The 21,234-nt window shown below is 29.0% G+C and carries 26 protein-coding genes and 2 pseudogenes; 18 read left to right on the top strand and 10 right to left on the bottom strand.

Annotated features, from left to right (window positions below):
- Positions 1–203 precede the first annotated feature (203 nt).
- Positions 204–2,609, top strand: a complete 2,406-nt coding sequence (locus KPL54_RS21870) for a preprotein translocase subunit SecA (protein WP_216108627.1) — start codon at positions 204–206, stop codon at positions 2,607–2,609.
- Between the two features lie 124 nt (positions 2,610–2,733).
- On the opposite strand, the gene KPL54_RS21875 is transcribed toward KPL54_RS21870, so the two are convergent.
- Together KPL54_RS21875 and KPL54_RS21880 are read right to left on the bottom strand one after the other, a co-directional pair.
- Entirely contained in the window at positions 2,734–3,138 is a 405-nt protein-coding gene (locus tag KPL54_RS21875) for a hypothetical protein (protein ID WP_253203682.1), read from the bottom strand.
- Entirely contained in the window at positions 3,138–3,338 is a 201-nt protein-coding gene (locus KPL54_RS21880) for a helix-turn-helix transcriptional regulator (RefSeq protein WP_216108628.1), read from the bottom strand. The genes KPL54_RS21875 and KPL54_RS21880 overlap by 1 nt, the downstream gene beginning before the upstream one ends.
- A 724-nt stretch (positions 3,339–4,062) precedes the next feature.
- Between KPL54_RS21880 and KPL54_RS21885 the strand changes: the two genes are divergently transcribed.
- From KPL54_RS21885 to KPL54_RS21900, 4 genes and pseudogenes are all read left to right on the top strand, one after another.
- A complete protein-coding gene (locus KPL54_RS21885) occupies positions 4,063–4,485 on the top strand; it encodes a MarR family winged helix-turn-helix transcriptional regulator (RefSeq protein ID WP_216108629.1) in 423 nt (140 codons plus the stop codon).
- A gap of 90 nt (positions 4,486–4,575) precedes the next feature.
- Positions 4,576–5,262 carry an alpha/beta hydrolase gene (locus tag KPL54_RS21890; RefSeq protein ID WP_216108630.1) on the top strand — a complete coding sequence of 229 codons (687 nt, stop codon included), beginning with the start codon at positions 4,576–4,578 and terminating at the stop codon, positions 5,260–5,262.
- Positions 5,252–5,935 (top strand): YczE/YyaS/YitT family protein, encoded by a 684-nt coding sequence (locus KPL54_RS21895; RefSeq protein ID WP_253203684.1) that lies wholly within the window; start codon positions 5,252–5,254, stop codon positions 5,933–5,935. Before KPL54_RS21890 ends, KPL54_RS21895 begins: the two co-directional genes overlap by 11 nt.
- A 155-nt stretch (positions 5,936–6,090) precedes the next feature.
- Positions 6,091–6,477, top strand: a pseudogene (locus KPL54_RS21900) (recombinase family protein); the annotation flags it as partial.
- A 129-nt stretch (positions 6,478–6,606) separates the two neighbouring features.
- Here KPL54_RS21900 and KPL54_RS21905 read toward each other — a convergent pair.
- From KPL54_RS21905 to KPL54_RS21930, 6 genes are all read right to left on the bottom strand, one after another.
- On the bottom strand, positions 6,607–6,801 hold the full coding sequence (locus KPL54_RS21905; protein ID WP_216108632.1) for a helix-turn-helix transcriptional regulator: 195 nt from the start codon (positions 6,799–6,801) through the stop codon (positions 6,607–6,609).
- Positions 6,791–7,006, bottom strand: a complete 216-nt coding sequence (locus tag KPL54_RS21910) for a hypothetical protein (protein ID WP_171298630.1) — start codon at positions 7,004–7,006, stop codon at positions 6,791–6,793. Before KPL54_RS21910 ends, KPL54_RS21905 begins: the two co-directional genes overlap by 11 nt.
- A gap of 498 nt (positions 7,007–7,504) precedes the next feature.
- Positions 7,505–8,176, bottom strand: a complete 672-nt coding sequence (locus tag KPL54_RS21915) for a hypothetical protein (protein ID WP_216108633.1) — start codon at positions 8,174–8,176, stop codon at positions 7,505–7,507.
- A gap of 19 nt (positions 8,177–8,195) precedes the next feature.
- Positions 8,196–8,756 carry a hypothetical protein gene (locus KPL54_RS21920; protein WP_216108634.1) on the bottom strand — a complete coding sequence of 187 codons (561 nt, stop codon included), beginning with the start codon at positions 8,754–8,756 and terminating at the stop codon, positions 8,196–8,198.
- Positions 8,757–8,854: 98 nt separating this feature from the next.
- Positions 8,855–9,001: a hypothetical protein gene (locus KPL54_RS21925; protein ID WP_216108635.1), complete on the bottom strand. Its 147-nt coding sequence runs from the start codon at positions 8,999–9,001 to the stop codon at positions 8,855–8,857.
- Positions 8,994–9,224, bottom strand: coding sequence for a helix-turn-helix transcriptional regulator (locus KPL54_RS21930; protein WP_268038934.1), 231 nt, complete (start codon positions 9,222–9,224; stop codon positions 8,994–8,996). Before KPL54_RS21930 ends, KPL54_RS21925 begins: the two co-directional genes overlap by 8 nt.
- Positions 9,225–9,447: 223 nt before the next feature.
- Between KPL54_RS21930 and KPL54_RS21935 the strand changes: the two genes are divergently transcribed.
- The 3 genes from KPL54_RS21935 (at position 9,448) to KPL54_RS21945 (ending at position 11,005) form a co-directional block, all read left to right on the top strand.
- A complete protein-coding gene (locus tag KPL54_RS21935; RefSeq protein WP_216108636.1) occupies positions 9,448–10,140 on the top strand; it encodes a DUF6198 family protein in 693 nt (230 codons plus the stop codon).
- A gap of 128 nt (positions 10,141–10,268) precedes the next feature.
- Positions 10,269–10,427, top strand: coding sequence for a hypothetical protein (locus KPL54_RS21940; RefSeq protein ID WP_216108637.1), 159 nt, complete (start codon positions 10,269–10,271; stop codon positions 10,425–10,427).
- 44 nt (positions 10,428–10,471) lie between these two features.
- Positions 10,472–11,005 carry an HXXEE domain-containing protein gene (locus tag KPL54_RS21945; protein ID WP_216108638.1) on the top strand — a complete coding sequence of 178 codons (534 nt, stop codon included), beginning with the start codon at positions 10,472–10,474 and terminating at the stop codon, positions 11,003–11,005.
- 189 nt (positions 11,006–11,194) lie between these two features.
- On the opposite strand, the gene KPL54_RS21950 is transcribed toward KPL54_RS21945, so the two are convergent.
- Positions 11,195–11,968, bottom strand: a complete 774-nt coding sequence (locus KPL54_RS21950; RefSeq protein ID WP_216108639.1) for a hypothetical protein — start codon at positions 11,966–11,968, stop codon at positions 11,195–11,197.
- Between the two features lie 444 nt (positions 11,969–12,412).
- On the opposite strand from KPL54_RS21950, the pseudogene KPL54_RS26275 reads away from it, so the two are divergent.
- The 6 genes and pseudogenes from KPL54_RS26275 to KPL54_RS21980 all read left to right on the top strand — a co-directional run.
- Positions 12,413–12,505 (top strand): annotated as a pseudogene (locus KPL54_RS26275) (hypothetical protein); the annotation flags it as partial.
- A 127-nt stretch (positions 12,506–12,632) separates the two neighbouring features.
- On the top strand, positions 12,633–13,598 hold the full coding sequence (locus tag KPL54_RS21960; protein WP_216108640.1) for a ketopantoate reductase family protein: 966 nt from the start codon (positions 12,633–12,635) through the stop codon (positions 13,596–13,598).
- A gap of 115 nt (positions 13,599–13,713) precedes the next feature.
- The gene (locus tag KPL54_RS21965; RefSeq protein WP_216108641.1) at positions 13,714–15,333 is read left to right on the top strand and encodes a putative polysaccharide biosynthesis protein; all 1,620 of its coding nucleotides are present in this window, start codon (positions 13,714–13,716) and stop codon (positions 15,331–15,333) included.
- Positions 15,334–15,426: 93 nt separating this feature from the next.
- A complete protein-coding gene (locus KPL54_RS21970; protein ID WP_216108642.1) occupies positions 15,427–15,978 on the top strand; it encodes a GNAT family N-acetyltransferase in 552 nt (183 codons plus the stop codon).
- A gap of 184 nt (positions 15,979–16,162) precedes the next feature.
- A complete protein-coding gene (locus KPL54_RS21975) occupies positions 16,163–16,726 on the top strand; it encodes a GNAT family N-acetyltransferase (protein ID WP_253203687.1) in 564 nt (187 codons plus the stop codon).
- Positions 16,727–17,053: 327 nt separating this feature from the next.
- Positions 17,054–17,629: a hypothetical protein gene (locus KPL54_RS21980; RefSeq protein ID WP_216108643.1), complete on the top strand. Its 576-nt coding sequence runs from the start codon at positions 17,054–17,056 to the stop codon at positions 17,627–17,629.
- Positions 17,630–17,738: 109 nt separating this feature from the next.
- Here the strand turns inward: KPL54_RS21980 and KPL54_RS21985 are convergent, their stop codons facing one another.
- Positions 17,739–18,317 carry a tyrosine-type recombinase/integrase gene (locus KPL54_RS21985; protein ID WP_152754032.1) on the bottom strand — a complete coding sequence of 193 codons (579 nt, stop codon included), beginning with the start codon at positions 18,315–18,317 and terminating at the stop codon, positions 17,739–17,741.
- 514 nt (positions 18,318–18,831) lie between these two features.
- Here KPL54_RS21985 and KPL54_RS21990 point away from each other — a divergent pair.
- The 4 genes from KPL54_RS21990 to KPL54_RS22005 form a co-directional block, all read left to right on the top strand.
- Complete coding sequence (locus KPL54_RS21990; RefSeq protein WP_216108644.1) at positions 18,832–19,356, top strand: hypothetical protein; 525 nt, start codon at positions 18,832–18,834, stop codon at positions 19,354–19,356.
- A gap of 335 nt (positions 19,357–19,691) precedes the next feature.
- Complete coding sequence (locus tag KPL54_RS21995) at positions 19,692–20,444, top strand: ParA family protein (protein WP_216108645.1); 753 nt, start codon at positions 19,692–19,694, stop codon at positions 20,442–20,444.
- Complete coding sequence (locus KPL54_RS22000; RefSeq protein ID WP_216108646.1) at positions 20,437–20,811, top strand: hypothetical protein; 375 nt, start codon at positions 20,437–20,439, stop codon at positions 20,809–20,811. The genes KPL54_RS21995 and KPL54_RS22000 overlap by 8 nt, the downstream gene beginning before the upstream one ends.
- A 155-nt stretch (positions 20,812–20,966) precedes the next feature.
- Positions 20,967–21,234: hypothetical protein (locus KPL54_RS22005; protein WP_216108647.1), on the top strand; the 268-nt coding region annotated here is incomplete at its 3' end.

Below are 21,234 nucleotides of genomic sequence, written 5' to 3' on the forward strand. Positions count from 1 at the left end.
AGGTTTCGTTTCAATTGGATATTTTCTTTCTTCCAAATTTGATTCCTTTTTCATAGCAATAATAATACCTTCTCCTGTCTTTCTTTTATTCTTGTACGTTCATCCAACTCTACGTATATCCACTTTACGGTAATTATAGTATAATAAAGCATATAGCTTACATAGTAGCTATAAAATATGATGTAGTTAGTGAGGTAGTATATATGGCAAAGAGTATGTTAAAAAAGATTGAAAGTATATCTAATAAAGCCGAATACGATGACTATAAAAAGATTGTAGATGAGATAAATCATGTTAAATTTGAATCTTTAAATAAGGAAAAACTTTTATATAAATCAATAGAACTGAAAATGAAGGTTTCACAAGGAGTTTGTATTGATGAAATAATGATACAAGCCTTCGCACTTGTAAAAGAAGCAATTAGAATAGCCTTAGGCTTTGAGGCTTATGATGAGCAAATAATAGCTGGTATAGCAATGCATAGAGGAAGGCTTATTGAAATGCAGACAGGGGAAGGTAAAACGGTAGCTGCAGTATTTCCTGCATATCTAAATGCACTTTCTGGCCTTGGTTGCCATATTCTTACTTTTAATGATTATCTTGCGGCTCGTGATGCAGTGTGGATGGGTCCAATATATGAAATGCTTGGGCTTACAGTAGGGTATGTGCAGGATAATATGAAAATGCAGGATAAACAAAAGGCTTATTTATGTGATGTTACCTATATAACAGCAAAAGTAGCTGGATTTGATTATCTAAGGGACTCAATTTGTTATGAAAAAAACGAACGTATCCAGCGTTCCTTTAATTTTGTTATTGTGGATGAAGCGGACTCTATAATAATTGATGAAGCAAAAATACCATTGGTGATTGCAGCAGGAGGATATCAAAATGATAATACTCTTTCGTCTACTATGGATATTATAAAAGGACTGAAACCTAAAATTCATTATGATAAGGATGAGTATGAAAGAAATGCATTTCTAACAGAAATAGGATTAAACCTTGTGGAAGCGCAACTATGTTGTGATAATCTATACTCTGACGAAAATATTAAATTGCTTAATGAAGTACATAATACACTTTATGCTGAAGTTATATTAAAAAAGGACATAGATTATATTGTACGAGATAATAAAATCGAAATGGTAGATGAATTTACTGGGCGTATAGCAGAAAATAGGCATTGGCCAGATGAGATTCAGGAAGCTCTTGAGGCTAAGGAAAAACTTGAGTTTAAATCCAAGGGGAGAATTATGAATCAGATAACTCTTCAAAGTTTTATTATGCTTTATAAAAAGGTTGCTGGAATGACAGCCACAGCTATGGATTCTGCTGAGGAGATTAGCGAGTTTTATGGGCTTGAAGTATTTGTTATCCCTTCGCATGTACCTTGCAACCGAATAGATTATCCAGATGTAATATTCACTCATAAGGAAGCAAAGTATAAGGCTTTAATAAATGAGATTACAAGAGTACATGCAACTGGTCAACCTATTTTAATTGGAAATTCAAGTGTATTGGAATCAGATTACTTGGCATTAAAATTAAAAAAGATTGGTATTGAGTGCCAGGTCTTAAATGCTAAAAATGATGAGCTAGAAGCAGAAATCATTGAACAGGCAGGCGTAATAGGTGCAGTTACTGTTTCAACTAATATGGCTGGAAGAGGTGCTGACATAAAGTTAGGTGGAACAAAATGCGAAAGTAGAGATAAGGTTATTGCCTTAGGTGGATTGTACGTTATTGGGACAACTAGATACGAGAGTAAGCGTATTGATAAGCAACTTAGAGGTAGGGCTGGTCGTCAAGGTGATGTTGGCATGTTCAGGTTCTTTATAAGCCTAGAAGATGATTTGATTAAAAAGTATGGGATTGATAAAATAATTCCTGCATATATTAGACCCAAAAATCAAGAAGAACCAATTGATGACCCTAGAATAGCACGTAAGATAGACCAGGTACAGAGAATCATTCAAGGTCAGAATTCTGATTTGCGTAGAGCTCTATGGAAATACTCTTCATTATTAGAAAGCCATCGGCTCCAGGTATATCATAGACGATTGGAGATACTAGAGGATATTGATCCCCTTAATGTTCTAGAAAATGAAAATCAAAAACTTTATGAAAAATTAAATACACTATTTGGTGAAAAATGTATAAATAAACTTGAAAAACAAGTGGCTTTATATAATATAGATGAAAGCTTTGCTAATTACCTGGCTGAGGTAGTCATTATTCAAGAGGGTATAAATTTAAACATCATTGGCGGTAAAAACCCTCTTAGGGTACTTCAAAGAGAAACAAATTTATGCTTTAATTCTTTGCAGCAGGACATATTAGAAAATATTTTAATGGATTTTACCAGTATGGAATTATCAGAAAGTGGAATCTTAAGTTTACGTGAGCGAATAGAACCGCCTACCTCAACTTGGACTTATCTTGTTAAAGACAATGCTATTATGGACTCGCTTAGTTCGATACTAACTGGAAGTTTAGGGGGTGGAAGTGTTCGTATTGCAACATTTGCAGGAGCCCCTATTGTATCTATAATAGGATTTATTAAAAAAAATTCAATATCTATAAGAAATAAATTTAAATTTAAATAATAAATACACATTATTCTTTTAACATGTGTATTCTCGTAGGTCTATTATTTGAAATTATTACTTGGAGGAATAGCTACACTTGCATTGGGTCTATTAAGCATTCTATAATCTTAGTAAATATTTTCTACATTTCTTTATGATATTTAGAAAAAGACGCCATGTTAACTGCCAAAATAATTAAATATGCTACAACCGCTAATGCAATTGTGAGTAAATTGGCCTTTAATAAAACATATATAATTATAAGAATACCAAATGTTATTTCCATAACATCAAAAGCCTTTGCTTTAGCCTTGTTTTCAAGGCTAATGTCTCGTTCATCGTTATCTTTTTCCTTTTGGTTACTGAAAAAATTATGATGTATACCATTCGTTACTGAGGCTACAGCCATTGCTGCAATAATTATAGGTAAAGTTTTTGATGTATATCCACCTATAAAAAACATAGCAACTGCGGAACTAATAACTATTAAAACTATTACCACAAGAAATATAATATTAGATAACCTTAACCCTTTTTTAATTTTCATTATTCATCCCCCTCATATATAAAAATTTCTTCAACGTTCATTTTAAAATATCTTGCAATTTTGAAAGCAAGAATAATAGATGGATTATATCTTCCATTTTCAAGAGAACCTATTGTTTGTCTTGATACTTGTAAAATTTCTGCTAATTCCTCTTGCTTAATCCCTCTCTGTTTTCTTAACTCTTCAAGTCTATTTTTCATTTCTTGGTACTCCCCTCTGAATGTATGGAAAGCTATCTTTCCATAACCAATATATCATTGAATTTTTTTAATGTCAAGTCTGCTTTCCATAGAATTTAAAAAACTAGGTGTTAACTACTTTCATAAACTGATATTCATTTCAGACTTTTAAATAATATCTTAATGGGGTAGGGCTGGTTAAGCATAAAAATGGCCTGGAGGATATTTAAGAACATACAGGATAATGTAAAGCTGAGTACTCATATAGGGACCCATAGTATGAAAAAACTAAATTATCTTGTCTACGTGAAATACCAGGGAAATCCTCATCAAAAACTTTCAATGAAATTGCTGATAGAATTGAGTATATACATAGTTTGGAGCTTCAAAATATTGATTTAGGCAACATACATAACAATAGAATTGAAGAATTATATAAATCATGATCAAAGTATGAATTCTATGATTTTAAAAGGTTCAATACTGAAAAAAGATATTCTGTTCTTTCAATATGTTTAATTAATTTTTGCAAGAAACTTATAGATTAGGCTATTCAAATACATGACATTCAGATAGAGAGTGTGCAGTCTTTCGGTAAAAAAGAGCAAGAAAATCTTATGAAGAAGAAGGTGAAAAAGGCAAATATGAGTCGCGCCAACATTTCCGACAAAACCCACGCTAAGACATAAAACAGATAAATATCATTTTATTTGACAATACTTTGATATCAAAGTATAATGAAATTATGAATACAGATAATACAATAAATTTAATAGGAAGAATAAGAGAAAAGGCTAACAAGTTTTTATTGAACGAGTTGGGGAAGTTAGGACTACAAAATATAGCTCCCTCTCATGGAGATATTTTAGCAGCGTTGTTCAGATGTGAAGAAGCAACTATGACGGAAATTGCAGATATTATTCATAGAGACAGGTCTACTGTCACAGCTTTAGTAAATAAATTAATTGGATTGGGATATATTTCAAGCAAGAAAGATCCTAATGATAACAGATCAAATATCATATATCTAACAGAAAAAGGAGAGAGTTTAAAATCAGGTTTTAAAAAAATTTCACAGAAACTTTATATGCTTGAATACAATGGAATTTCAGATGAGGAAAAAATCATATTTAAGAGTCTTCTACAAAAAATTTATAACAACTTTTAAGACTCTTTTTTATAAATAAATACTTTGACATCAAAGTATAATTGCAATTCAAATTAAATTTTCTATTATAAGGTATAAAGAGAGGTCAATATGGATATTAGACGAAAAATAATTAAAAGTAATGGTTTTAATGTACCAAGTATAATTTTTACACCATCAGATATACATGGAGCAGCTGTAATAATTCATGGCTACGGCGGTTCTAAAGAAGAAATGTTGGGATTAGCGTATAGAGTAGCTGAAATAGGTCTAAAAACATGTGTTATTGACTTACGTGGACACGGTGAACATACATTGAATTTGGATGAAGGGGTTTTACAGGATATGGAGGCTGCAATTAAATACTGTAGAAGTTTTGGAAAAGTAGTTGTAATTGGACATTCTTTAGGTGGAAGACTTGCACTAATAAGCAGTTCAGATTTTGCTATAGGAATATCGCCGGCACTTAATACCGCCTTTGGTGAAGAAACTCAAGGAATTTTAAAAAATGTAAGAGGCTACAGAGTTAGAGAGGCTTTTTCAGGAGAACTTTGGGAAGTTATGAAAAAACTTGAGAAAGTTAAATTTGATGATAATACAAAAAAGTCAATTATTTATGGTTCACGAGATGTTCCAGAGATAATAAGTTTATGTAATAGTCTTAAAACAAAGAACTCATCAGTTATAGAGATAGAAAATGCAATGCATAGTGATATTTTCACACTTGAACGTACATTCCAAAGTGTAATTAGTAAATTGAACGACTATTTATCAGATAGCAAAAAATATGATAAATGATAAATATATCATCAATCATAGTAGCATTGTAAATAAAGTTAAACTTTTTATAAAATTGTTTTTAGGTCTCTTTCTCTATGCAGTTGGTGAGGTAATGACAATAAATGCTAATTTGGGATTGGCACCTTGGGATGTATTTCACCAAGGATTAGCAAAGACGTTTTGTATTACCATAGGACAAGCTACTATAATAATTAGTATAGTTATAGTGATACTAAACAGTATTTTAGGAGAAAGAATAGGTTGGGGAACTCTTTCTAATATGCTGTTAATTGGTTTTTTTATGGATTTCCTAATGAAAAATCACTTAATACCTGTTTTTAACAATATACTTATACGAATAATAATGATGATGTTTGGTATGCTTGTATTGGGAATTGCATCTTTAATATATTTGGGCGTAGGTTTAGGTTCGGGTCCCAGAGATGGATTAATGATTGTTCTTACAAAAAAAACAAAGAAATCAGTCCGCATTGTTAGAACCTTTATTGAAGTATCTGTACTTATAATAGGAGTCATGATAGGAGGTTCTATTGGTATTGGAACTGTCATAATGGCTTGTTTAATAGGATTTTTTGTACAACTCATATTTAAAATATTTAAATTTGATATTGAAAAAATCCATCATAAATTTGTTGGTAAAGATATAAATTTTATTCATCAACAAGAGTAAAAATGCTCTTGTTTTATTTTTTATAGCAGCACCATAAACGGTCTTTATTAGTTCTTATTTTTATATTTTTCAGCACCAAAACTATTACCAAAAACAAAGTTTCAAAATTGACTATCATCTAACGTTTTTGGTACTATTTAAATGAGGGTGATAGCATGAAAATAGGTTATGCTGGTTATGTGACTTGCTTACATAACGCTAGAGTAAGTACAATGGAACAAAGTTTGGATAGGCAGCTTGATGCTTTAAAATTAGCAGGAGCTGAAGAAATAATCCAGGATAAGATTACAGGAACTAAAGCAGATAGACCTGAATTAAATATACTATTGGGTAAATTAAGAAAAGGTGATGTTATATTAATATCAGATCTTACAAGATTAAGCAGAAGTACAAAGGATTTATTTAGCCTGGTAGAACAGATTGAAAAGAAATGTACCAATATTAAGAGCTTAAAAGAGAGTTGGTTAGATACTACTACACCTCAGGGAAAATTGATGTTTACTTTTATGGCAGGAATTAGTCAATTTGAAAGAGACCTTATAGGGGTGGCGTACGCAAAACTCATATTTCGTACGCTAAGAAAAACACAGCCCTATAAAAGTAATTATTTTACTTTATAGGGCTGTAATCACGTAGTTTTTTTGTCTAATAAATTAAATTTGTTTTTCTTTTTAATTTTCAAGTATGAATAATTTTTCTACCGTAGTGTTTAATAGTTTAGCAAGGTTCATAGCTAATTCCAGAGTTGGATTATACTTTTCATTTTCAATCGCATTTATGGTTTGTCTTGTAACACCAAGCGTAGTTGCCATATCCTCCTGCCTAAATCCAAGTTGTTTTCTTAATTCTCTTATATTATTTTTCATCTTTTCCAAGTTTCCATTTCAAAAAAGAATGAATTGCCATAAGTACAAGATTTTGCGTTATTAAAAGGAAATTTACTAATCCAAATGTTCCTGTCTGTTTATAATCATAGATATCCCAAATTACTAAAAATAGTACTGTATAAGCCCAGGCCCATTTTATAGCTTTTAAACTAATACTCAGTTCCATTTCATCCATTTTTTTCATAAAAATCACTCCCTTGTTTAAATTATAATAAGTAACTTACCCACTACTAGAATAACTATAGAAAATAACAACACACCAAGAAATTTTCTCATAATAATATCCATAATGTAAAAAGTTTTTTACATTTTTATTTTAACATTAACTTTAACAAAATGTAAATAGTTTTTTACTTTTATTAATTGTGGTATAAGAATAATTTATAGATCAAGTGACAAGATTCTTAAATTTTATCATAAATGAATGTATGATTTTATAATAGTAATAACCACTCAGTTCATGGAAAAATATTAATTCTTTATGACATTATGGATTTAATTGAAATGTGTATTTAGAAGATTGGTTTTGTTAAGCTCACTATAAAAACAAGGCTAAACCGTTATAAATGCTTATGTGTACATATATGTAAACATTAATGTTTGAATATTTGTTTCTCTAATTGTAAGTAACTTTGTAAATAAAGTTGTAAATACATATTATTACCGTTGATTTTGAGATTTGCTATTTATTTTCACTTAAATTTTCTATTTGCTTTACCGATAAGTATGCAGACAATATTCCTAACGCTGCAAGTGACAGAGGAATTGTTATTATAGAATTTAGTGAAAATCCATTGTTATAAGAGCAAACAATAGAAACTAAAACAATAGATGATAATATTGTTACAAAAGTTGATTTCTTAATTATTCCCAAAAACAAAGAGATTAAATTCATAAGAGAAGATGTAATTGCATACATAAATATTGTTAATATATTTCTTGTTATTATATTTAGATTTAACTTGTTAGGGACTAGATTAAAACCTTTATCTAAAAAATAAAAACTAATTTCTATAAAAATATTTGATAACATTATTGTTAAGAATGTAAACATAATAATGATAATAATTTTAGCTGAAATTGTTTTTTTTATGTTCACTTTCTTATTTTTTAATTTATTAATAACAATATCTGAAATAAGTACACTAGAGAAAATCATAAACGTTGCTCGAACCAAACTGTCTATCATAGTAAAGACGGTTGTATAATTTGATAATGGATCTATTTTTAAATCTTTTATTGGATATGTGATAAGAGTTAAAATCCCTAAAATAATAATATTTGCTATAATTGCATTTTTTATATATTTCTTAAAATTAAATTTCTCTAGTTCAATTTTAATTAATTTAATCATTTCATAGCCACCTCATTAATTATTTGATTTTATTAATAATTTTAGTAGTTAAATTAAAAGTTTGTTCCATTTTCTTATAATTATCTACTATTCCATTGATCTCTATATATAAAACTTTTTCATTGATTTTTTTCCCTTTTCTTATTTCCATACAGAATAAATCTAGCGAACTTATCAAACTAATAATCTCATCATCTTTAAATAATTCACCTAAAGCCTTTTCGTTATTAGTTCTTATTATAAATTTATTGAAAATTTTATTATCGATTTTTACATTTTCAAGTTTATTGAAATTTACAAATGGCGTATATATGCTTCCCCTTATTCTAGATTTAAAAATAAAATTGCCTTTTGTAATATAAGAAGCCGTTATTTGCGTATTCATACCTCTTTTATCATTGGCTCGCCTATATGCTTTATAACAAATGTAACCTTCCACATTTTTCATTTTTATACTTTGCTCTTTTACTATATTTCCTTTTTCAAATATACCATTGTTATCCAAAGCAAATTTTCTCCATATATCAGAACAAGTCCATCCGAATACATCTGATATACTTGACTTATTAATATCCAACATAAAATCACTCCTTGTCAAATTTAGTGTACTTGCTTGCATACTAATTAATTTTGCTCATTTTATAATCATAAATAGCAAATTATTCATTCTTAAACATTTCATTTCTCCACCTTTAAATATGATATTTTACTCCCAAAGCAACATGATAAAAAGAAAAAAACATAAACACCTATAAGTACTGATATCAACGGATAACAAACCAGTATAAATACAATTGCAGCAACATCGGTAAATACATTAATCATCTTCTAACCCCTCCTCAGTTATCTCAAATACTTCGTCCACACTCTTACCAAAATAGTTTGAAATTTTACAAGCCAATTTTAAAGATGGGTTAAATGTCCCTCTCTCTATTTCAAGTATTGTACCTCTTGAAACACCTATCTTTTCTGCTAATTTCTCTTGTGTAATATCCCGCTCCGCCCTTAAAACCTTTATTTTAGTTTTGAATATTTTTATTTTATCCACTTATATACACTGTTTCCTTTTTAATGTAAACTTCATATGTTTACAGTATTATATATAATATATTTTGTTTTGTATATACTTCATTACACAATATAACCTCTTATTATGTTGTATGTTAATTATGTGATATAATGGTAAGTAAATCATTTGGATATTCCAGTATATTTTTATATTTTGAATGCATTGGGGTACGAAAAAATATTATTAAATCGAGGTTTTTTACATGAATTATAAAAAAAATTTTTCTTCTGAATTAGCATTGTTATTAGGTATATTATTAAATAGTTTTTGTGTCAGTTTGATGGTAAAAAGTAATTTTGGCATATCCACAATTTCCTCAGTGCCTTTTGTACTCAGCGATATTTTCAGTAAATTTTCCTTTGGATTTTGGAATTTTCTGATTCAAAGCGCATCCATTCTAATTCTGATTATCGTAACAAAAAAATTTAAAATTGGTTATCTGATTTCCTTTGTTATTGCAGTGATCTTTAGTGAATTGCTGGATTTAGATAAAGTAATTTTGGCATCCTGGCCAAATACTCTTAATTGGCGTGTTGCTTATTTTGTTGTGGCTTTTTTTGTTCTTACTTATGGAGCAAGTTTGTTTATTAAATGCAAATTACCGATATTGCCATTTGATACTTTTGTTCGTGACATGACACAATACCTAAAGGTGCCTGTTAAAAGGGTAAAAACCTCTTTCGACTTAGTCTGTCTGGCTATTACGTTGGCCTTTTCTCTTTCTATGCTAGGTTATATTGACGGTGTTGGCTTAGGTACTATTTTATGTGCCATTTTCACTGGTATTATTACTAATCATGTTTGCGACTATCTAGAGCATCATTATAGCTTCCAGCCAACCATTTATGTAGTAAAAAAAATTTTATATCATGGCAAACCTATACAAACAAAGTAAATTAATGCATTAAGATAAAAAACATTCAACATAATATATACTCAAAGTTATATAGTTATATAGGCAAAGTTCGTTATTTATACGAAAAACAAACTTTGGTTATTTGATTGCTGATAGGAGGATCTGGATTGGATTATATCCATTATGCTTTAAATATCTTAATTAGTATATTTATAATTATAGTAATTACGAAACTTTATATGATGGTGGCAAATTATGTAGGTGAACAATTAAGAATTGGGAAATTTATCATATACTTATGGCAAAAAATACGAATGAAAAAATAAATTAATGTTGAAATGAGTTATCTTTTATTATGGAGGGATGATAAATGAATAATATCCAAGTAATTATATGGCTTTTCCCTATACTGTTTATTTTCCATGATTTTGAAGAAATAATTTTTATACAACCATGGATAAATAAAAATAGACTCTATTTGTGTGAAAAATTTCCGATATTATCAAAAAAGTTATTACCTCATTTTGATAATATTACAACATCATCTTTTGCCTTTGGAGTAGCGGAAGAATTTATTTTGATTACTATAATTACGGTTATTTCATATGTAATGAATTGGTATAGCCTATGGATAGGTTTGTTTATTGCATTTACTTTTCATTTAGTAGTACATTGCTTTCAAACATTGATAGTAAGAAAATATGTACCTGCTATTGTTACAAGCATTTTTTGTTTGCCTATCTGTATGTATATTATTAAGCATATAGTACAATTATTCACGTTGGGTACAGTTGTCTTGTACTCCATTTTTGGTTTTATAATTATGGTAATCAATTTAGGTGTCATTCATAAGTTTATGGATGTATTTAGTAAATGGTTAGCTCAATATGAACATCAAAGTTGATGAATAATATTCAGAAGGTAACACACCCAATTGAGTTACTTTCACTTTAAGGATATAAGCTATATATGCATATACAACAAAAAATCGTGAAATAAAATTTCACGACATAGCCATTTTAAAGAAATATTATATTAAATAGCTTCTAACCATTTAATAATTAGTGTGTTGTATATCTAATTAAAAATCATTCTATTTCTTTCGTGTTATGTTTTCCATAACACAGGCAGTCCCCTCTGGAACATTAAGATGCCCACTATCGTCTAATTTAAAATCTTTACCGTCAATTGTAAAGACAGAATCCTTTGTATAGCCTTCTTTAAAATAATTTGTTAAATTTAAAGCTCCCCTTATGCCATCTACTTGATATTGTGGATATATAGTACCATCATCTAACATATAAAATTTGTTTGATGTGGTATCACTCTTAATTTCAAAGAACCCTGGCTTAATACCTACACTACCTAACATATCTTTGATTTCTGTATTGCTATAGTTTGAATAAGCACAATAACCGCTTTTGTCTCTTCCAAGATATGTGAAAAGTTTTTCTGTTTTATCTAAGTCCTTCCAATCTGATGGGGCTAGAGAAAAATTTTCACCAAGGTTAAATTCAGTAGTTGGCATATGAACACCACCGCCATTACCTGCTGTAAGTATAGCTGTTAAACCAGAACTTGTTTGTACCTTATAATAAGAACCTTGCTTAAAATCAAGAACATTGTTACTTGCTGTTAGTTTTGTAACATCTTGACCGTTTACCTTTGTAATGGATGAAAGAAGTTCTCGATTTAGAGCAAATTGTTTTCCAGCACCAAAAGATATTCTGTCTACTATGTTTTGAGAAATTGATTTATTCAAATTCATACTAGTTGTATTTCTATTAGATTTTATTAGATTTTGATTTTTAAATTTATTACTTACATTTAAATTTGTTAATGAATAAATATAATTATTTAACTTCACTATTAATCATCCCATTTCTTTTATTAATATTAGATATTATAGGTGTGTAGTTATAACTTCACTTACAAATATATTAACTTGAGCCTCACTAGATGAGTTATTTGGTTCTACTTCATTAGATGTAGTAGAACCAAAAACTACACACCATTCACTTTATATTATCGAAAATATTTGGGATAACTTAACATATAATATAATATATTTCCATATTAATTTTGAAGTCATAATTAAAGTTAAAGTAACACAAGAGTATTTGAGTTACTTTCACTTTGATTCTATTGGCTAGATTTTTTTACTATCACTACTATATTAAATAGTTTTTATCTAAATGCAGTGGATGGAAAAGAATCTTAAATATACTTATATTATGGTAATTATGGTATTATTAGTCGAAAGTATTAGATAAGCCACACAAAAAATCTATAAGTTAAAGAAGGGTATGGTTCGGCACTTTTAAATGAAGTAGAAAAAACTGCAAAAGAAAAAGGGTGCAAATTAATTCACTTAAACTCCTTTAACATTATCAACATTTTATGAGAACGCATATTATCATACATAATTTATTGCATGAAGAACCTCTCGCGTGTCATCCTAAGGAATGGTTAGATAACGGTAATCATTGCGTATTATAAAAGCTAACAATTTATTATGGGGAGGAAGCTTTATGAAAATATTAATATATGGGGCAGGTGTTTTAGGCTCTTATGCTGCTCATGAATTAAAAAGAGTAGGCCATGAGGTCACAATTCTTGTCAGGGGTAAAAGATATGAAGCTCTAAAAGAAAAAGGATTAGTAATTAGACATTGGTTGCAAAGAAAAACAACAGTAGATAAAATAAATGTAGTAAAAGAATTACTTCCAGAGGATCGATACGATGTGACTTTTATAGTTATGCAGAGTTCACAAGTTAATGCAATATTACCCGCTATTAGTGCGAATGTTAAATGTCCTCTATTTATATTTGTTGGCAATGAAGATAAAGCAAATGAAATAAGCGAAAAAATTAAAAATATATCTACAAGTAATCCTAGGATACTTTTTGGATTTTTCAGTATTGGCGGAAGACGTGAAGATGGTAAAGTAATTAGCATACATACAAAGCATCCAGATCTTGATATTGGAGATTTAGACGGTAAGAATGATTATAAAACTATTATAGAAACAATATTTAAGGCAACAATGTTTAAAATAAAGTTTCACACAAATATGGATGATTTTCTTAAGACACATATTGCATTTGTTATGCCGTTGGCATATTTAGCTTACATGTCTAATTGCGATTTGAGAAAAATAGCAGGGAATAAAAAGGCATTAAATGCTACTATTGATTCTATAATAGAAGGATGTGATGTACTAGTTAAGCTAGGATATAAAATTGATCCAGAGAGTAGCTTGAATTTTTTGAAAAATTATAGAAGAGTAGTCTATTTTGGATTAAAGATATGTGCAGCAACACCTGTTGGCAGGCTGGCAATAAGTGATCATTGCAAATCAGCATTTAATGAAATGGAATATTTAGATAAGGCGTTATTAGAATGGACTAAAAAATCAAAGTTACCGACACCAAATATAAATAAGCTTAGAGAATACTTAATTAAGTATGTAATTACTATGAAGTATCAAACATAAGTTGTCCATTCCAATTCCTTGTTGCTATATGAAAGTATAGTTTTTAAATTGGTTGGTAAAACGATGTTAGAATAAAGAAATGTTTTGATTTCAAAGTACATGAGAGGTTAATTTTATGAAAAAACAATCTACTAGCAAAGGATTTGCAATTTTATCATCCGCTGCTATTGCTGGGAAATTTTTGTCTATAATTTATGTACCATTCCTATTAAAAATAATTGGCGGAAATAGACCCTATGCAATTTATAGTGTTGCATATCAAATTTATGCTTATATATATATACTTACCAATGCAGGTATACCAAGTGCTATATCAAAAATTATATCTGAATTTGTAGCAGTCGAAAATTACAGAAGTGCAAAAAACACATTTAAAATATCACGATTTTTACTTTTTATTTTGGGTATAGTTATGGCATTTACAATGTATTGTATATCAGGTCCGCTTACAATACATATGAATTATGGAGAGGCTAAATATTCTGTAATTGCTCTTTGCCCTGCTATACTGTTTACTTCGGTATCCTCTGCTTACAGAGGTTATTTTCAAGGTATAAGAAATATGAAACCTACAGCAATATCACAAGTATTGGAGCAAATACTAAATACAGTATTCACACTTTTATTTGCAGCTATATTTATAAGATATGGTGTAGAAGTAGGTTGTGTAGGTGCAACTATGGGTACTACTATAGGTTCATTAGCTTCTGCACTTTATTTAATAGTAATCTATAAAAAAAATAAAGAATCTAAAGTTGTTAATTTAGATAATGATAAAAACAACGTAAGACATACCAACAAGCAGATTGTAAGAAAAATTTTAAAGTACAGCATACCTATAACTTTAAGTGTTGCTATACTCAGCGCGGGCACACTTATTGATAGTTATAATATAACAAGTAGGCTAATTGCTGGAGGAAATTTAAAAAATCATGCTCAAAATCTTTATGGAATGTATACCAAATACATTATGCTTATCAATATGCCTATTACTATAATATCTGCATTGGCGGTGGCAGTATTACCAGCAATATCAACTGCTGTGGCTCTTAAAGATAAACAACTTGTAACCAATAAAATAAATTTTGCATTTAGAATAAGTCTTCTTATAGTAATACCAGCCGCAGTAGGGTTTTCATTATTAGGTAAGCCTATATATGAATTGCTACATTTTGGTGATGGATATAAAATTATGATATTTGGTTCTGTAATAGTAGTATTTTCAGCATTAGTTCAAATTCAAACGAGTATTTTGCAGGGAATAGGGAAATTGTACGCCGTAATTTGTTTCTCAATTTTAGGTTTAATTATAAAATATATTGTAAATTATATTTTAGTAGCTATTCCAAGTGTAAGTATTTATGGTGCAATAATAGGTAGTGTGATAGGCTTTGGTGTGCCAATAGTTTTGAACACTGTATACATACTTAAAACCTTAAGAATAAAAATTAATCTTAAGGCATATATATTTAAGCCGTTAGTTTCTTCTATATTCATGGCAGCAGTGGTTTATGTTGGCTATAATATTCTAAGTTATATATTAGGTTTTATTTTCAAGGGATATTTTAATAATGCAATTTCTGTACTTATAGCTATTGCACTAGGCATGTTGGCATATTTTTATGCTATGGTACTAAACAAGGGTATTACTAATGATGAACTTGATACTATTCTAAGTAAAATAAAGAGATTTATGCCTAATAAAAAAAATAATACATTTAAGTACCACAATTAAATAAATTTATATATAGTTAAAAGGTAATGAGAATCAAGGCAATACTTGACTTTTTTATGAAAATTGCATGAAGTATAGGTGGGGGAGAATAGAATGATTAATAAAGTGATCTGTGAAACAAAAAGATTATTAATACGTGAGTATACGACAGTGGATGGAAAAGAGTTGGGAGCTTTCGCAGGAAAAGAATTCATTACAAGATGGCTTCCAGACTGGATTGGAGCAGAGGAATGGGCTACTCCTTGGATTAAAGGAAAAGTTATGAATGGGTATAAGTTGAATAATCCAATGGAAGGAATTCTTTTCTATGTAGTCATAGAAAAAGAATCTGGTAAAATTGTAGGGAATGTAGGTGTTCACAGTTTTAATGTAAACGAGGTAGGTGTTGCATATTTTATAAATGAAGATTATAAATGTAGAGGGTATATCACAGAGGCCATGCAATCATTTGTGGAATATATATTCAGCAAATTTGGATATGAATATTTAATTACGACTATACAACCAGATAATTTGGGGTCAATAGCAGTGGCCAAAAAAATCGGATTTGATTATATAGAGACTATAAATATAGTAGATGATGGACAAATTGAGGAATTACCTTTCAATTATTATCATTTAGAAAATCTGAGTAGGCAAAATTAAGAGCTACATAACACGAGATGAAAGTGATTTGCAACAAAATCAATTGAGTTACTTTCACATTGATGCTATTAACCATTTTAAACCCTTTGTAAATATATTCAATTTATAGTAATTATGTTATAGTTAAATATATATAATTAGTCGTAATTGTAAAATATTAGGGTGCAAACATTATTTATAGACGATGGGGGAAAAGAACAATATGAGAATAGAAACAAGCCATATAATAATTCGAGATTTTGAGCGAAAAGACGCAGAAAACCTTTATCAGATTGTCAGAGAGAAAAACATTTTTAGATTTATGCCTGATTGGGCAGAAGATAATGATTCGCCAAAAGCCTTTTCGGGGTATATTGATTGGCACCAAACTCAAAAAGATTCAACAGATGTTTATGAGAATAAAAGATATGCAATTGCATTACCTGATACAGATGAATTGATTGGAATGGTAGGTATGGGGCTTGAAGATACAGTAAATGAAGTTGAAGTAGCCTATTTTATGTCGGAAAAATATCAGAGAAATGGCTACGCAAAAGAAGCTGTAAATGCTTTAGTGGGTTGGTGTTTCAATGTATCAGATATAAAGTATCTTATATTGACGATTGATTGTGCAAACATTCCTTCTTGTCACCTTGCAGAGAAATGCGGTTTTGAATTATTTGAAAAACGAACACCAATTAAACACAAACAACCCAACATGGAAAGCAATAGCTATTTCTATTACAGAAGATACAGAAATTTAGCGTAACTATTAGCATATTTAATGCACAATATCTTTGTCACAATAATTTTAAAAATTTTGTCTTGCGTTTGAGTAACCTATAGCAATCATAAACTTACCTCCACGCATATATCGTACAATATTCTGTACAATATATTCAAATAATAATAATAAGTGGAAATATAATAATTATTATTATTTGAATTACTCACAGAAATCATTTTTTTAATCCCTTTGAGAAGTGGCCCAGATATGTATGTATCCTTTTACAAGTAATAATTGTTTATTTCTGTATATTACAAATGTATTCATGATATAATTACAAGTATATTACAATTATATGAGGTGGATAAAATGAAAGGTGAAGATTATAAAAAGTTAAACATATTGGATCAATTAACTTTTATTAATAATAAATTAAAAGAAGGATCAACTTTAACTGAAATTAGTTTAAATATTAATATTAGTAGAAAAACTATAGGAAAAAAATTTATAAAAGCGGGATATATATTTAGTAAGCCACTAAAACAATACATAAAAAATGATGAATACAAAAGTAATATAACAGTAATTTCAGTGCCTAAGTCTACTGCAATTAAAGCAATATCAACGCATGAGTATAAAAGTAATACAAATATATTCAATTCTAAAGACTCTGAAACTAAAATATTAAACATCATAGAAAAACATGATAATATACAAGAAATGTTGGAATGGTACAACCATCAAAAGGACATCATTAATGTTGATGAAAATGAGTTGAAAATTGATAATGATAAATTACGGGGGGAAGTAAAAGTAACCACCGTGCGATTATATGGTGAGGTTTGGGAACACTTTAAAACATTTATGGATTCATACAAAGAATTTAAGTCAATGGATTTAATAAGTATGGCATTAATAGAATATGCTGATAAATATAAGAAATAAAATTAAAAATTTGCTTGGATCTAAATGGATTCTGTAGGTAACTAATTGAATGTGTACCCTTTATGAGTAGTCAATATAAAAATATACTAATTACTCACCCTTCAGCTTTTTATAATAATTTTATGTGATTAAGTAATGCATTTTCAACTTCTTGCGTACTAATCCCAATATACTTTTGTGTAATGCTTGTATTGGAGTGTTGGAGTAACTGTCTAACCAACGCAATATTATAATTATTATTAACATATATCTGCGTTGCAAAATACTTTCTAAAACTATGAGTGCTGATATTTTCATACCCCAAATAATCACATGCTAATTTTAATTGCTTTTGAATAGCTCTTTCTGTAATATCAAATATTATGGCACTTGATCTTATACTATTTTCAAGGCAGTACATCTTAATATAATTATAAATATCTACGGGTACTGTGAATGTTCTTCGTTTATCAGTTTTATCCTCAATAATATTAAGTCTGTATCTATAACCATCTCTAATTATACTATTTAATGTTAATGCTAATACATCTCCAATTCTTAATCCTAGATTTGCTTCAAGAACTAAAATTGTTGCAATCCTATTATTTATTTTGAAAATTTTGCCATCTACTGTAAATCCTTCTTTTATTATCTTAATAATACTTTTATATTGTTCTTCAGTTAATGCTACTGTTTTTTTATTGGGCATAATTTGCATTACCTCACTTTTAATTGATATCTCTATTATATATCAAAGTTCGTATTACGTTAACCCAAAGTTCGTATAAATTTTAATGGACTTGTTAAACCCTTCAATATAGCCAAAGTTCGTTAAATGTATGAAATACGAACTTTATGAAGTTAAAATGGTATAAAATACCACACTAATTAATTAGCACAGTGTTTTGTATATATTTTACAAATGGTATTCCATGTAAATGTCTTATTCGGATTTATAACAACTGTATCAATATTATTTACACTTACCCCACTAATTCTTATCATGATCCCAAAACTCAAAAATTCACCTTCATGAACAATCACACCATAAATAGGTAATTGACTATATATTTTACTAAATATATAATTAAATTGAATTAAAAATATATTTAGGTATAAATGTCTTAAAATAAAAATTCAGTAGTAAAATTAAAATAAAAGCTTATATAATAAACTTCAGTTAAAAATACTGCGGTTTATTATATATAAATGGAGGATATATAATGAATTCAATGATTAATCAGGTTCAACCAAGAAATTACACAAATAAATATTTAGAAAATAATAAAAATAAAAAAATTATTTTTGATCTTGACTATAGAGGAAATAGTTTTAAGATTGATGATAAAAAAATTAGTGAGGAAGAAGATAAAATATTATATGAACTATACCAAAAAAGCCATATGGCTCATTCAGCCAAGAGTTTTGAAGATTTTAAAAAAGACGGAATAACATTTCCACCTGATACAGCTCCTGGAATAGTTCGTAAAGTATGGAGAGAAAAATGGGAAAAGGCTACAGCGAAAGAAAAAGATGATATGAGAAGTTTTGATAGCGTTTATGAAACGTTCTCGATGGAAAATAAAAAAGATATGCCAAATGATTTAAATGGTTATCTAAAATTAATGAATAATATGAAAAGTTATATAGAACTATACAATCATTGTCCCGGTGTAGATCAGAGCATTTATGAAGGACTTGTGAATTTATCTAATAGCTTTGAAACTGAATTAAATAAATATAACTAAAAGATTCTGAAGCCTTTTTTGTACTTATAGTGGTAGTAACCGTAGATTTTATTCGTTAAGAAATCACTATAAAAACAAGAAGAAACCGTTACGAATGCTTATGTGTACACATATGTAAACATTAATGTTTGTATATGTGTTTTTCTAATTGTAGCTAACTTTGTAAATAGAGTTGTAAATACCTACTGTTATATGTTATTCTATTGTTAATAATATTCTACGAAGCTATATTAATGACTTCAAAATGTAATTAATATCCCAACTTATAGAAGTGGATATTACCATTGTAAAATATCATTAATGTAAATTCATATTGAAAGGCGAGGAATAAATAAATGAAAAAAATTGCAGTTCTAAATAACAAAGGTGGAGTAGGCAAAAGCACCGTATCTGTTCAGCTAGCACATGGACTAGCAAAGTTAGATTTCAAAGTTTTACTTATAGATTTAGATGGTCAAAATGACTCTTCTTTGTTTTTAGGGAAAAATGAAAATGATTATAAGAAGACATTCTATGATCTTATTGATAGAAGAAACCCGGCAAAGATTGAAGATTGTATTATTAATGCTAGAGAGGGTCTAGATCTCTTGCCCAATAAACATATAGAAGAAATAAATGCAGAATTTCATAGGGAAGCTAGAATTGATTTATACCTCAGTGAAAAACTTAAGGGACTTGAGAACCTTGGATATGATTATATACTTATAGATTGTGGTCCACAAAGAACAAAGATTAATGATGCTGTGCTCTGTTATGTAGATCATATAGTTATGCCAGTTCAAGTTGAAGCAGCATCCGTAAGGGCTATTGGTAACATCTATGAATATCTTAGTGATTTAAGATTAAGCCCTGACATGATTGCGCTTGTAATTCCAAATATGTTTGATCAAAGAACAAGGGATTCAAAAGAGAATCTTGATTTTTTAAAGGAATTTTTCTCTGATAGAGATATTGTAACAGACCCGATTCATAGGAGAGTAAAAATCACAGAAGCTGGCAAACTAGGTAAAACTGTTTTTGAATATGATGAAGAAGCTGCTTCGCAATTTTTTAAAGTTTTAGAGAGGTTGGTGAAAGTAATTGCATAACCCAAAAGGACAAAACAATTTTGATAAATTAAAAATTCAAATGCTTGAGAAAAGAAGGCAAGCAGAAGAAAATAGCAATACTAAAAAAGATATCCCAAGTGTTAATGATATGAATGTTTCAAATAATGTAAATAAAGTTGAAAACAAAGATGTAAACAAAAGTGTAAACACTGAGAACCAAGGTGTTATAACCATTGCAAAGAAAAAAAGTGAAGAAGATAAACTAATTCGAGCAACTTATTATGTAAGAGAGAGCCAAAATAAAAATCTTAATAAATTAGCTGAAATGACTGGTAAAGGTAAAAATGAAATTTTAAGAGAATTACTTGATTCTGCTTTAAATATGATTCAAGTGGTTGAAGAATAAACAGGGTATTTAGACAATCTCAATCACTTCCCATAGGTAATTCATTTTATTATATTGCTATTATCCATCGCATTTTGGGTTTATTATTTTATGTGCCTAAATATAAAAATTGAATATTGTTACAACTTTAAAATACACAGAAGTGGGGGAGAACAATGTATATTTCATTTAGCAATTTAAGAGCACAAACCTACAAAAATGTTCAAACATTTAATAATCTTTTTAACCATCATCCAAATGATGTTGTAGATCCTAAAAGAGCTAGTGGCGAAGGTTTTTCAGTAGAAAAAATGATTTCGCTACAAGAAGTAGTGACAAAAGCCGAACATGACGCTGGCAATACAAAGTATAACGTTGGTTATGGTGATAAACCATGTATAACTTCTGAAGGTGGATATTCCTGGAGTAATGGGATACAAGATG

Source organism: Clostridium estertheticum, from assembly GCF_018861295.1.
Lineage (GTDB): Bacteria > Bacillota > Clostridia > Clostridiales > Clostridiaceae > Clostridium_AD > Clostridium_AD estertheticum_D.

What these genes read in the sequence shown, in the direction of transcription:
- KPL54_RS21870 (WP_216108627.1), top strand. Translation starts at nt 204, where the DNA reads ATGGCAAAGAGTATGTTAAAAAAGATTGAAAGTATATCTAATAAAGCC.
- KPL54_RS21875 (WP_253203682.1), bottom strand. Translation starts at nt 3,138, where the DNA reads ATGAAAATTAAAAAAGGGTTAAGGTTATCTAATATTATATTTCTTGTG.
- KPL54_RS21880 (WP_216108628.1), bottom strand. Translation starts at nt 3,338, where the DNA reads ATGAAAAATAGACTTGAAGAGTTAAGAAAACAGAGAGGGATTAAGCAA.
- KPL54_RS21885 (WP_216108629.1), top strand. Translation starts at nt 4,063, where the DNA reads ATGAATACAGATAATACAATAAATTTAATAGGAAGAATAAGAGAAAAG.
- KPL54_RS21890 (WP_216108630.1), top strand. Translation starts at nt 4,576, where the DNA reads ATGGATATTAGACGAAAAATAATTAAAAGTAATGGTTTTAATGTACCA.
- KPL54_RS21895 (WP_253203684.1), top strand. Translation starts at nt 5,252, where the DNA reads ATGATAAATGATAAATATATCATCAATCATAGTAGCATTGTAAATAAA.
- KPL54_RS21905 (WP_216108632.1), bottom strand. Translation starts at nt 6,801, where the DNA reads ATGAAAAATAATATAAGAGAATTAAGAAAACAACTTGGATTTAGGCAG.
- KPL54_RS21910 (WP_171298630.1), bottom strand. Translation starts at nt 7,006, where the DNA reads ATGAAAAAAATGGATGAAATGGAACTGAGTATTAGTTTAAAAGCTATA.
- KPL54_RS21915 (WP_216108633.1), bottom strand. Translation starts at nt 8,176, where the DNA reads ATGATTAAATTAATTAAAATTGAACTAGAGAAATTTAATTTTAAGAAA.
- KPL54_RS21920 (WP_216108634.1), bottom strand. Translation starts at nt 8,756, where the DNA reads ATGTTGGATATTAATAAGTCAAGTATATCAGATGTATTCGGATGGACT.
- KPL54_RS21925 (WP_216108635.1), bottom strand. Translation starts at nt 9,001, where the DNA reads ATGATTAATGTATTTACCGATGTTGCTGCAATTGTATTTATACTGGTT.
- KPL54_RS21935 (WP_216108636.1), top strand. Translation starts at nt 9,448, where the DNA reads ATGAATTATAAAAAAAATTTTTCTTCTGAATTAGCATTGTTATTAGGT.
- KPL54_RS21945 (WP_216108638.1), top strand. Translation starts at nt 10,472, where the DNA reads ATGAATAATATCCAAGTAATTATATGGCTTTTCCCTATACTGTTTATT.
- KPL54_RS21960 (WP_216108640.1), top strand. Translation starts at nt 12,633, where the DNA reads ATGAAAATATTAATATATGGGGCAGGTGTTTTAGGCTCTTATGCTGCT.
- KPL54_RS21965 (WP_216108641.1), top strand. Translation starts at nt 13,714, where the DNA reads ATGAAAAAACAATCTACTAGCAAAGGATTTGCAATTTTATCATCCGCT.
- KPL54_RS21970 (WP_216108642.1), top strand. Translation starts at nt 15,427, where the DNA reads ATGATTAATAAAGTGATCTGTGAAACAAAAAGATTATTAATACGTGAG.
- KPL54_RS21975 (WP_253203687.1), top strand. Translation starts at nt 16,163, where the DNA reads ATGGGGGAAAAGAACAATATGAGAATAGAAACAAGCCATATAATAATT.
- KPL54_RS21980 (WP_216108643.1), top strand. Translation starts at nt 17,054, where the DNA reads ATGAAAGGTGAAGATTATAAAAAGTTAAACATATTGGATCAATTAACT.
- KPL54_RS21985 (WP_152754032.1), bottom strand. Translation starts at nt 18,317, where the DNA reads ATGCCCAATAAAAAAACAGTAGCATTAACTGAAGAACAATATAAAAGT.
- KPL54_RS21990 (WP_216108644.1), top strand. Translation starts at nt 18,832, where the DNA reads ATGAATTCAATGATTAATCAGGTTCAACCAAGAAATTACACAAATAAA.
- KPL54_RS21995 (WP_216108645.1), top strand. Translation starts at nt 19,692, where the DNA reads ATGAAAAAAATTGCAGTTCTAAATAACAAAGGTGGAGTAGGCAAAAGC.